Consider the following 10,388-nt stretch of genomic DNA (forward strand, 5'->3'; position numbering starts at 1 on the left):
ACCTCACACCGGTTGAGTTCGAACAGCGTCTGATCTCATCACGTACTCTGTCGCTCGCCGCATGAAACCCGGTGTCCACTCCCGGGGATCAACCTCACATGTCGCCCTCCTCCCCTTGGGAGGACACGCGCGGTGACCGCCACCTCGAAGACCCGGGCCTCCTCCGGCAACAGCCCGCTTCGGATCACCTTCACCGCCCCCGTACTATCCCGCCTACGGGCCCGGGTCCGCGCATGGGCCGCTGATGCAAGATTGCCCACGGAGCGCTGCGAGGAGTTCGTGCTCGCGGTCGACGAGGTGGCGGCCAACGCCGTCCTGCACGGCGGCGGCCACGGAGTGCTGACGATGCATGAACACTGCAGCGCCCTGCACTGCCGGATATCCGATCAGGGCCCGGGCTTCGCCGGCAGGACTGCCGCTCCTGCCACCTGCGCCGCGACCACTGCCGAGAGCGGACGCGGCCTGTGGATGGTGCAGCAGCTGACCGACCACCTGGACATCACCACCAATACCCAAGGCACCACCGTCACCATCGCCGTCGCCCTCCCCACCCCGCGACCACACCGGTGCCGACCGCCCCGGACGAGGAGGCGGGGCCGGAGCGTGACCGCCTCCGGCCGCGCCTCCTGGCCGCTCACGGCCGGGAGCGTCTTTGCCATGCGGGCGGGTGCGGTCATCGGGTCCACCAGAGCGAGACGAGCGCGGCGCTCGTCGCCACGGTGCTGAGCAGCCGGTAGGGGAGCCGCTGCACGGCGATGCGCAGCTGAAGAAGGAGGCGGGCGACTTCGACTCAGCAGGCTCGACCGGCATGGCAGGCTCGGCCGGCGGCCCGCAACCAGCCGTGCAGGAACTGCCGAGGTGCGGATGTGTACGGTCAACGGTGAATTTTCGAGGCGCTGCGGGCAGCACAGCAGCGCTCGAGGCAAACGCTGCATGTCTAGGACTGATGTGATGCTTTCGGTCAGCGTGGGCCGGCTGCTGCATCAGTGTCGTCCTGACCACTCACCTTCGGGCGGCGGGGCGCTGTGGGCCACACGTGCCGCTCGGCGGCTGTGCTGTATCGGCCAGCTGGTGGCGCAGCCTGGGCCAGAACGCGGGAGTGTCTGCGGCGTAGGCAGTCCACTGGTCCCCGAAGCGGGCGGCGACTTCGCGTTCTTCGCTGCGGGCCAGCCGGGCGTAGACGTAGACCAGTACCGGGAACATGATCAGGGTGGGGATGGTCGGCCACTGCAGTAGGAAGCCGATCATGACGAGGAGGAAGCCGTCGTACTGCGGATGCCGTACCCGTGCGTACGGGCCGCTGGTGGCGAGGTGGTTGTGCTGGGCGGCTTCGTGCAGGTGCTTCCAGGCGGTGGCGATCAGCCAGAAGCCGGTGCCGATGGCGGCGTAGCTGGCCAGGTGGAAGGGGCTCAGGTGGGGATCGCCGGACCAGCCGGTCAGGTCGTTCCACAGGTGTCCGCCGGCGTGGGTGTCTTGCAGGAGCGGGAAGCGGGAGCCGAGCCAGCTGCCCAGCAGGTAGACGGTCAGCGGGGTGCCGTACATCTCGGTGAACAGAGCGACCAGGAAGGCGCTGTAGGCGCCCATGGCGCGCCAGTCCCGGGTGGTTTTCGGGTGGAAGAAGCCGGCGGCGAAGATGATGAACAGCAGGGTGTTCAGCACGACCAGCGGCCACAGGCCGTATGCGGCGTCAGCCATGAGGTTCTCCTGGAGGGGCGCCCGGGGCGGCCGCGGCGCGCCGCCGTCCGTGGGCGAGGGTGCTCATGCGGTGCTGGTAGGTGGCCGTGTCGATGCGCTCGTGGAGCCGCAGGCCCGCCAGCCACCGTTCGGTCTCCTCCAGGGCGGCCCGCCGTCCGCGCAGTCGGGCCAGCGGCGGCCGGCATGGTTCCTGCGGGGTGATGACGCGGGTGATGTCGTAGCCGAGGATGGTGAGGATCAGTGTCCCGCTCAGTGAGGCGATCACGGCTGCCATCGTCTGCCCCTCTTTTCTTCTTCCTGGGGTCTGGGGCGGTCACTGCCGGCCGGGGCCGAAGGGGTGCTCGTGCTGGTGCGGCGGGTCCTTTTGGCGGTGTGTGGGAGGGGCATCGTGGGCGCCGGGCGTGCCGTGGCCGTGCATGCCGCGCATCATGAGGAACATCATCAGCGGGCAGGCGACGACGAGGGCGGGCCAGATCAGGTTCTGCAGCGGGGCGCCGACGACCAGGACGGTGGCGATGACGATGGCGGCGGCCAGCGCGTACATGCCGTAGTTGCGCTTGTTGTTCATGGCGGGCTTCCTTGCAGCGCAGGGCTGGGGGGCCGCTCATCGTGTGCGGCCCGTGGGTTCAGGATTTGGTGAGAGGGCCGGCGTGCAGCGTGTTCAGGCGGCGCCGGTAGTCGTCCTCGTCGATCTCCCCACGGGCCAGTCGCTCGCGGAGGATGACCTCGGCCGAGGGCGTGGCGGGGAGGCGAGGGCGGGCCTGGAACCGGTTGAGGGCGCGGATGAGCAGCACTGCGGCTGTGATGATCAGTGCCCAGATCAGAAGCTGGCCGGCGGTCATGGCGAACCAGCCCCAGCCGCTGACGTCGTGGCCGTACCAGAACATCATCGCCACTCACCTGCTTGGGCCGTGTGCCGGTGGCCGGGTGCAAAGGGGGGCACCTCGGACCTGATGGCCTTGCCTTGGCATCGTCTCGCTGCCCGAAAGGGTGGTCTTGGGCCGGACGGGCCAGGGCGGGTGGGCCTTTCAGCCTCTACCTCGTAGGGGTGAGCGGGCGCAGGCTGAAAAGTGTCCCAATGAGGGAGGCGCGTGCTCATGGACGCCCTCGATGCCGTGATCATCCTGTCCGCCGTGCTGTTGATCGCCGCGCTGGGCCGGTACTTCTTCGGCCCGCGCCGTGCCACCACCGCCCGGCTCCACGAAGGGGTGCAGCGGGCGGAGGTGAGGGTGCGCGGCGGCTACAGCCCCGAGGTGATCAAGGTCCGCCAGGGCACGCCGCTGGAGCTGGTCTTCGACCGGCAGGAAGCCGGCGAGTGCACCTCCCGTGTGGTCTTCCCCGACCTGAAGGTCGCTGCTGGCCTGCCCGCGCACACCCGCACCACCGTGCGGCTGACCCCGGACCGGCCGGGCTCCTTCGGCTTCGCCTGCGGGATGAACATGATCCACGGCACGCTGCTGGTGGATCCCGTGGACGACTCGCCGCCCGCCCAGGACGGCCATGACGCCACGGCCAGACTTCCTCCCGCTGCTACGGGCGGGCCTTCGGCGGGCGGGGAGCGCACGGCGGCCGAGGCGGAGGCCACGGACGCCGCCGAGCGGCGGGCGGAGATCACGGACCTGTCCCGTCGGGTGCTGCTGGGCACGGTGTTCACCGCGCCGGTGCTGTTCGCGGTGATGGCGCACGAGCTGTTCGGCGCCACCTGGGTGCCCGGCTGGATGCTGAATCACTGGCTGCAGCTGGCGCTGATCACGCCGGTGATGTCCTACACCGGGTGGCCCATCCATGTGACGGGCTGGCTGACCCTGCGTCACCGGGCTGCCGACATGAACTCCCTGATCACCCTCGGCACGTCGGCCGCCTACGGCTACAGCGTGCTGGTCACCCTCGCCCCCGGCCTGCTACCCAGGGACGTGCGGGAGGTCTATTTCGAGGCCGTCGGCGTCATCCTGACCCTGATCCTGCTCGGACGGCTGCTGGAGGCCAGGGCGAAGGCCGGCACCGGTCAAGCCGTGCGCGCCCTGCTGGGTCTGCAGGCCCCGACCGCCCGTCTCGTGCGGGACGGAACCGAGAGCGAGATCTCCCTTCAGGACGTGGTGGTCGGCGACGAGCTCGCCATCCGGCCGGGAGAGAAGATCCCCGTCGACGCCGAGGTGCTCTCCGGCTCCTCCGCCGTCGACGAGTCGATGGTCACCGGCGAGGCGATGCCGGTCAGCAAGCACGCCGGGGACACGGTCATCGGCGCCACCGTCAACGGCACCGGATCCCTGCACGTGCGGGCGGCCAAGGTCGGCGCTGACACACTGCTGGCCCAGATCATCCGCCTGGTGCAACAGGCCCAGGCATCCAAGGCCCCCATCCAGCGGCTCGCCGACGCGGTCTCGGCGTACTTCGTGCCCGTGGTCATCGCCATCGCCATCGGCACCTTCGCCGCCTGGTTCACCGCCGGCCCGCCGCCGGCGCTGACCCTGGCGCTGGTCTCCGCGGTCGCGGTGCTGATCATCGCCTGCCCCTGCGCGCTGGGCCTGGCCACGCCGCTGTCGGTCATGGTCGGCACCGGCAAGGGCGCCCGGGCCGGCATCCTCATCCGCTCCGCCGAAGCCCTGGAGACCGCGCACAAGCTGGACACCGTCGTGCTGGACAAGACCGGCACCATCACCGCGGGCAAGCCCGTCCTGACGGATGTTCACCCGATCAGCGGATTCGACCGGACCGCACTGCTGCAGTTGGTCGCGGGTGCCGAGGCCGACAGTGAGCACCCCCTCGCGCAGGCCATCGTCACCGGCGTGCGCGACCGGGGGCTTCGCCCACCCATGGCGACCGGTTTCGACTCGGTCACCGGCAAAGGCGTCCAAGCCACCGTCGACGGCCGCGCCGTCCTGGTCGGCACCGCCCGGCTGCTGAACGACGCCGGCATCGACACCGCCGCCCTGACCCCCGTCGCGGCCGATCTCTCCGCCGAGGGCAAGACCCCCGTCCTGGCCGCGGTGGACGGACGGCCCGCCGGTGTGCTTGCCGTCGCCGACACCCTCAAAGCCGACTCCGCCACCGCCATCACCGCCCTCGAGCACCTGGGCGTCGACGTCGTCATGCTCACTGGTGACGACGCCCGCACCGCCGCCGCCATCGCCGCCCAGGTCGGCATCGGCCGGGTGCTGGCCGAGGTGCTGCCCGAGCACAAGGCCGACGAGATCCGCCGCCTGCAGGGCGAGGGCCGCTGCGTCGGCATGGTCGGCGACGGCATCAACGACGCTCCCGCCCTGGCCGCCGCCGACGTCGGCCTGGCCATCGGCACCGGCACCGACGTTGCCATCGAGGCCGCCGACATCACCCTGATCTCCGGCTCGCTCGGCGGAGTCGTCACCGCGATCCGGCTGTCACGGGCCACCATGCGCAACATCCGGCAGAACCTGTTCTTCGCCCTCGTCTACAACACCGTCGGCATCCCCCTCGCCGCCGGCGCCCTCTACCCGCTGTGGGGCATCCGGCTCAGCCCGATCATCGCCGCCGCGGCCATGGCACTCAGCTCCCTGTCAGTGGTCACCAACGCCTCCCGGCTGCGCCGCTGGCGCCCCCAACCGCTGCCCGATGCCCCACCTGCCCCCATCCAGCCCGTCCGGCCCCGCGTCGAGTCCGCCGCCCACCGGGCCCCGGCCTGCAACACAGCCGTCCCGGCAGGCCATGAGCACCGCCACCCCTCTGCTGCGCACGACAGCGGCGGCACGGTCACAGACCCGGTGTGCGGCATGCAGGTGGACAAGGCGACCGCCGCCGAACAGCGGCAAACCGAGCACGGCACCTATTCCTTCTGCTCCACCCACTGCGCCGCCACATTCGACGGCGACCCGGACCGCTACACCGCCCCCACGGCCGGCGGCACGCACGAAGGAGACGCAGCGCAATGACCACCACCGCCACACCCGGCGCTCACCCGCACGCCCCGGCGCCAGCGGCGCCGAGCGCACCACCGACCGCCTCATCCGCCTGCACAAGATCGAAGGCCAGATCCGCGGCATCTCCCGCATGGTCACCGACGACCGCTGCCGCATCGACGTCCTCACCCAGATCAGCGCCGCCCACCACGCCCTGCAGGAAGTCGCCCTCACCCTCCTGGACGACCACGTACGCGGCTGCGTCACCCGCGCCGCCCACGCCAATGCGGCCCAGGCGGAGGAGGAACTCGCCGACCTCACCGACACCCTGCGCCGGGCACTGCGCCGGTGACCACCACCGTCGGCTGGACTCCTGCGCGCGCCCCGGCTGGGGGCCGGCGCGTTGCGCGGCCGTTCAGGGCACAAGGCGTGCGGGACGGGTGGCGACGTGCAGGAGGTACTCCAGCGGACCCCGGCGGAACAGCCGGGTGATCAGGACGGCCACGGCCATGGCGGCGCCGACGAAGGCGAGCAGCAGCGCCAGTGGAGAGAAGGAGTCGACGGCGGGACCGAGCAGCCACAGGGCGACGATCTGCAGCGTGTAGGCGGTCAAGGAGATCATGCCGACCGAGGCCACCGGGGTGGCCAGGCGTGCCGCGCGCGGCAGGCGTGCGGCGAGGGTCATGGTGGCGGCCACAACGGCCAGGGCGACGCCGGTGTTGCCGAGGATGGAGAAGGTGGTCTGGCTGTGGGGCGCGGCCACCAGCAGCCACTGCCAGGGATGGCTGTCCAGGGGCTCGCCGGCGGTGTCGGACCACCAGGCCGCGGAGGCCGATCCCTCCCCCGTGGCGGCGATGGTGGACAGGGCGTGCGGGACGAGGTGCAGGGCCAGCCAGGAGCCGCCGTAACCGACCACGGTCAGACCGGCGCCGCTCCAGGCGAGCCGGGCACGGGTGAGGGCGCGGCCGAGGTCGAGGCGGGCCAGGGCCATGCCCGCGACCATGAAGGGCAACCAGGTCAGCACCGGATAGTCGCCCATGAACAGCAGCTCGAGGAAGCCGTCGGAGCCGGTCAGGCGGGCCAGCGGGTCGTGGGCGATGACGGCATCGCCCCAACTGCCGTCATCGACGGCCCGATGGATGCTGTACAGCACCTGCGGCAGGATCAGCGCGCCCGCGCCGGCGATGGCGGCCAGACGGGCCGCGTCCAGCCGGTACAGCGGCAGGACGATCAGGAAGAGCAGGCCGTAGTAGGCCAGGATGACGTTGACGTCGGTGTCCAGGGCGGTCAGCGCGTAGCCGAGGGCCATCAGGACCAGTGCCCGCAGGACGATGCGGCCCACGGCCTGCCGGCCCGCCCGCCCGGTGCGCGGGACGGGGCGGCCGGTGATCAGGACGAGGGTGAAGCCGGCCAGCACGGCGAACAGGGTCGAAGAGCGGCCGCTGGCCAGCTCCATCAGGAAGCCCACCGGCCCGCCCACGGTCGCGTCGGGGCCGACATGGACGGCGTACATACCGAACACGGCCAGCCCGCGGGCCAGGTCGACGCCGACCAGGCGGCCGGCCGACACCGCGCCCTCGGCGGCAGGGCTTCTGTCCTGAGCGGTTTCTGCCGGGTGTGGTGTCGTCGAGGTGACCGGTGAAGCGTCAGATGTCATGGCCTTCAGCATCCGGAAACGGCTGTATCCCGCCCATCCGGCATCTGTCCGCAGGTTTCAAGCCGCCTGGCCGGGACCTTTACGCCGTCCGGCCGTCCGGCCCCCTGCCAGCCGGCTGGAACTGGTGCGGCTGTGAGGCTGGCAGCCACCTGCGCTCGGTCGCTCCTGCCTGACCGTTCGGCGCCCTTGACCGCCTCACACGACGACCGGCTGCCCAGCGGTCCTACAGATCGCGCTACAGCGGAGCCGGAAGGGCCGCTGGGGGCACAGCAGGACGCAGCAGCCGGACGGGGCAGGGCCAAGAATGGGTCTTTTTTTCCGGCTCGTCGGCGAGAGAAAGGACTTTCGCAAACGGCGACCCGCAGACCGCGATCTCCAGGGCTCTCGCAGATGAGCCTCTACCAGAACGACGGTGTCTGACGTCCGTGACCGCAGGCCGCTTCCCGTTCAAGGGCCTGGGAGGACAGGATCGCCCGGAACGCCGTGCGTTGCGGACCGCATGCGCGGGCGACAGTCGCGAAGCTCCTGGGGAAGATCCGGCTTCCTCACCTCACTCCGCGGCAGGCGGGTTCGCCGATTCGGTGGTGCGGTGGTATTCGGCGTTGAGGCGCTGGGCTTCTTCGAGTTGGTCTTCGAGGATGATGATGCGGCAGGCGGCCTTTATGGGCGTGCCCTGGTCGACGAGTTCGCGAGCGCGGGCGGCGATGCGCAGCTGGTAGCGGGAGTAGCGGCGGTGGCCGCCCTTGGAACGCAACGGGGTGATCAGGCGGGCCTCGCCGAGGGCGCGGAAGAAGCCCTGGGTGGCGCCGAGTACCTCGGCGGCCCGGCCCATGGTGTAGGCGGGGTAATCATCGTCATCAAGACGGCCGTAGGAGTCGTCCGCTGTCATTTGCACCTCTGCGAAAACGCGTGGGGCCCTGGTGCCGTACGGCACCAGGGGTGGCTTTGTTCACGAGTTACGAGAGCGCCTGTTGCTCAGCGGCGAGAGCGGCTTCTTCCGTCGTCGAGTGCGGGAGACGTGGTCGCGGTTGCGAGTCACGCGCGAGACGGTGACCCAGGTGACGGCGGAGATGTCCGTGCGGATCACGGCCGGCGAGCTGGTGCCGAAGGAGCCGGCAGAGCCTGCGCGGGTGCCGGGGGGGGTGGGGGCGATCATGGTCCCGCACTGGCGGGAGGGGCTGTCGGTGGACGTGCTGCCGGATGTGTACCGGGACATCGTCGAGGTGGTGGCGGACGCGCCGGGGCCGATGCAGGCCAAGCAGATCGTGCCGCGGATCGGGCTGCCGACGGCGTCGGCGAAGATCGAGGGAACGCGGGGGAAGCTGAAGCGGCTGGTGGAGCGGGGCTGGCTGGCCGAGGACGAGCCGGGCTTGTTCGCCCTCGCCCACCGGGCGGCCGGGGAAACCGGCGAACCTGCGGAACGATGATGGTTCTTCTTCCTACCGTCGGAGGTATCACCCAGACCGAACAGCAGGAAGAAGAACCACGATGGAACGCTACGGCGCCATCGCTGCCATCGCCCCGTTCGCTGCCGCTGTCAGTGCCTTCGACCGTCTGAAGGACGACCTGGGCGGACCACGAGCTGCGGTGCTGGCCCATCACGAGATGGAAGAGCTGATCGAGATGCAGGGCCTTGAGGTGCTGCGACTGCTCTTCCAGGGACATCTCGACCTGCGTGCCCGCGTCGAGCGCGACCAACAGCAGCATGCGGGTACGGCCGGGCTCGTGGGGCCGGATGGACTGCGGCGCCCCTATCGGGAGACGGGTCATCACCGCGACCGGCCTGCGTGTTCGGCACCGTCACCGTTGAGCGGTGCGCCTGGCGGCACAAGGGCCTGAGCAGCGTCCATCTCACCGACGCCGCGCTGTCCCTGCCCGCGGGCCGGCACTCCCACGGCCTGGGCCGGCTCGCCGTCACCGAGGCGGTCCGCGGCCCCTACGATCAGGCAAAGGCGGCGATCGACCGCCGCTGCGGGAAGGTGCTGGGCAAGCGCCAGGCCGAACGCCTCGTCACCGAAGCCGCCCGGGACATCGACGCCTACTACCGGCAGCGGATGCCGCTGCCGGCGACCGTCGGCACTCTGCTGGTCCTGCAGGTCGAGGGCAAGAACATCGTGATGTGCCCCGAAGCGTTGCGGCCCGCCACCCTGAAGGCACATCGGGCCGCCCGGCGGGCGCTGCGCACCCGGCTCGCCCCCGGCGAGAAGCCGCACCGCAAGCGGATGGCCACCCTGGCCTGCGTCTTCGACGCCGACCCGGCGCCCCGCCGGCCGCACGACATCATCGCCCCACCCGCCGGCCGCAGCCCAGCCCCGGCCCCCCGCCCGCCGGCCGCGGCGGCGAAGTGGCTGACCGGATCGGTCGTCCATCCGCCCGAGGACACCATCGCCGCCGCCTTCGACCAGGCCGAGGCCCGCGATCCCGGCCACCTGCGCACCTGGGTCGTGCTCGTCGACGGCGCCCGCCACCAGCTCGACCTCATCCGTGCCGAAGCCGCCGGCGCCATGTCCCGGTGCACGTCCTGCTCGACATCGTGCACGTCAGCGAATACGCCTGGACCGCCGTGCACGCCTTCCACCCGCCCGGCACCCTGCACTGCCGGATATCCGATCAGGGCCCGGGCTTCACCGACAGCGCCGCCGCGCCCGCCTGCAGCGCAGAGACCGCCGAGAACGGGCGCGGCCTGTGGATGGTCCAGCAGCTGACCGACCACCTGGACATCACCACCAACACCCGAGGCACCACCGTCACCCTCCCCACCTCCTGACCACACCCGAGCCGGCCGGTCCGGACACACTCGCCCCCGCCCCTCCCGCACCCGGGACAGCCGCCGACCAGGACCGACCGTGGCGTGCCCGCGGCGGTGCAGCTCATCGCGCCCCGCAGGGCGGTCACCACGCCCCTCGTGCACCCACAGACCGTACAGAGCGGCATCAGCGGGCAGGCCACGACCAGGACGCGCCGGGAACTGTCCGGACACGCACCGAAGACCAGGTGCACTGACAGCGATCACGGTCCGTTGTCCCGCGGGTCCTACTCCTTCGGTCCGGATTTCCCCGGCTGCTCACCGGTGCTGCCGGGCGGGGGCAGGATCACGCTTCCGGCGACCACGTCGCGGGCCAGGTCGGCCAGGCGGATGCGGTGGCGGCGGGCATGGGCGCGCA

The 10,388-nt window shown here is 71.1% G+C and carries 13 protein-coding genes; 6 read left to right on the forward strand and 7 right to left on the reverse strand.

What is annotated here, in order from left to right; translation table 11 throughout:
• Positions 1–132 precede the first annotated feature (132 nt).
• Entirely contained in the window at positions 133–726 is a 594-nt protein-coding gene (locus IE271_RS39295) for an ATP-binding protein (RefSeq protein WP_190195236.1), read from the forward strand.
• A 276-nt stretch (positions 727–1,002) separates the two neighbouring features.
• On the opposite strand, the gene IE271_RS39300 is transcribed toward IE271_RS39295, so the two are convergent.
• From IE271_RS39300 to IE271_RS39315, 4 genes are read right to left on the reverse strand one after another with little or no spacing between them, the layout of a single operon-like run.
• Positions 1,003–1,695, reverse strand: coding sequence for a methyltransferase family protein (locus IE271_RS39300; RefSeq protein WP_190195237.1), 693 nt, complete (start codon positions 1,693–1,695; stop codon positions 1,003–1,005).
• Positions 1,688–1,969: a hypothetical protein gene (locus IE271_RS39305; RefSeq protein ID WP_190195238.1), complete on the reverse strand. Its 282-nt coding sequence runs from the start codon at positions 1,967–1,969 to the stop codon at positions 1,688–1,690. The genes IE271_RS39300 and IE271_RS39305 overlap by 8 nt, the downstream gene beginning before the upstream one ends.
• Positions 1,970–2,008: 39 nt before the next feature.
• The gene (locus IE271_RS39310) at positions 2,009–2,263 is read right to left on the reverse strand and encodes a DUF2933 domain-containing protein (protein WP_190195239.1); all 255 of its coding nucleotides are present in this window, start codon (positions 2,261–2,263) and stop codon (positions 2,009–2,011) included.
• A gap of 58 nt (positions 2,264–2,321) precedes the next feature.
• Positions 2,322–2,585, reverse strand: coding sequence for an SHOCT domain-containing protein (locus IE271_RS39315; RefSeq protein ID WP_190195240.1), 264 nt, complete (start codon positions 2,583–2,585; stop codon positions 2,322–2,324).
• Positions 2,586–2,792: 207 nt separating this feature from the next.
• Here IE271_RS39315 and IE271_RS39320 point away from each other — a divergent pair, with 207 nt between their 5' ends.
• On the forward strand, positions 2,793–5,600 hold the full coding sequence (locus IE271_RS39320; protein ID WP_190195241.1) for a heavy metal translocating P-type ATPase: 2,808 nt from the start codon (positions 2,793–2,795) through the stop codon (positions 5,598–5,600).
• Positions 5,601–5,679: 79 nt separating this feature from the next.
• On the forward strand, positions 5,680–5,919 hold the full coding sequence (locus IE271_RS39325; protein WP_373308910.1) for a metal-sensitive transcriptional regulator: 240 nt from the start codon (positions 5,680–5,682) through the stop codon (positions 5,917–5,919).
• Between the two features lie 63 nt (positions 5,920–5,982).
• On the opposite strand, the gene IE271_RS39330 is transcribed toward IE271_RS39325, so the two are convergent.
• The gene (locus IE271_RS39330) at positions 5,983–7,224 is read right to left on the reverse strand and encodes a DUF418 domain-containing protein (protein ID WP_190195242.1); all 1,242 of its coding nucleotides are present in this window, start codon (positions 7,222–7,224) and stop codon (positions 5,983–5,985) included.
• A 550-nt stretch (positions 7,225–7,774) separates the two neighbouring features.
• Complete coding sequence (locus IE271_RS39335) at positions 7,775–8,113, reverse strand: MerR family transcriptional regulator (protein WP_190195243.1); 339 nt, start codon at positions 8,111–8,113, stop codon at positions 7,775–7,777.
• A gap of 31 nt (positions 8,114–8,144) precedes the next feature.
• Between IE271_RS39335 and IE271_RS39340 the strand changes: the two genes are divergently transcribed.
• Entirely contained in the window at positions 8,145–8,651 is a 507-nt protein-coding gene (locus IE271_RS39340) for a hypothetical protein (RefSeq protein ID WP_190195244.1), read from the forward strand.
• A 61-nt stretch (positions 8,652–8,712) separates the two neighbouring features.
• Positions 8,713–9,063: a hypothetical protein gene (locus IE271_RS39345; protein ID WP_190195245.1), complete on the forward strand. Its 351-nt coding sequence runs from the start codon at positions 8,713–8,715 to the stop codon at positions 9,061–9,063.
• Here IE271_RS39345 and IE271_RS44230 read toward each other — a convergent pair.
• On the reverse strand, positions 8,994–9,692 hold the full coding sequence (locus IE271_RS44230) for a hypothetical protein (protein WP_190195246.1): 699 nt from the start codon (positions 9,690–9,692) through the stop codon (positions 8,994–8,996). The two genes, IE271_RS39345 and IE271_RS44230, sit on opposite strands and share 70 nt — an antisense overlap.
• Before the next feature lie 95 nt (positions 9,693–9,787).
• Here IE271_RS44230 and IE271_RS44235 point away from each other — a divergent pair, with 95 nt between their 5' ends.
• Entirely contained in the window at positions 9,788–9,991 is a 204-nt protein-coding gene (locus tag IE271_RS44235; RefSeq protein ID WP_373308911.1) for an ATP-binding protein, read from the forward strand.
• Positions 9,992–10,388: the final 397 nt, after the last annotated feature.

The organism is Streptomyces minutiscleroticus (assembly GCF_014650875.1).
GTDB classification, from domain to species: domain Bacteria; phylum Actinomycetota; class Actinomycetes; order Streptomycetales; family Streptomycetaceae; genus Streptomyces; species Streptomyces minutiscleroticus.

Coding starts and splice junctions, on each gene's coding strand:
- IE271_RS39310 (WP_190195239.1), bottom strand. CDS start 2,263: ATGAACAACAAGCGCAACTACGGCATGTACGCGCTGGCCGCCGCCATC.
- IE271_RS39330 (WP_190195242.1), bottom strand. CDS start 7,224: ATGACATCTGACGCTTCACCGGTCACCTCGACGACACCACACCCGGCA.
- IE271_RS39315 (WP_190195240.1), bottom strand. CDS start 2,585: ATGATGTTCTGGTACGGCCACGACGTCAGCGGCTGGGGCTGGTTCGCC.
- IE271_RS39335 (WP_190195243.1), bottom strand. CDS start 8,113: ATGACAGCGGACGACTCCTACGGCCGTCTTGATGACGATGATTACCCC.
- IE271_RS39300 (WP_190195237.1), bottom strand. CDS start 1,695: ATGGCTGACGCCGCATACGGCCTGTGGCCGCTGGTCGTGCTGAACACC.
- IE271_RS39305 (WP_190195238.1), bottom strand. CDS start 1,969: ATGGCAGCCGTGATCGCCTCACTGAGCGGGACACTGATCCTCACCATC.
- IE271_RS39345 (WP_190195245.1), top strand. CDS start 8,713: ATGGAACGCTACGGCGCCATCGCTGCCATCGCCCCGTTCGCTGCCGCT.
- IE271_RS39320 (WP_190195241.1), top strand. CDS start 2,793: ATGGACGCCCTCGATGCCGTGATCATCCTGTCCGCCGTGCTGTTGATC.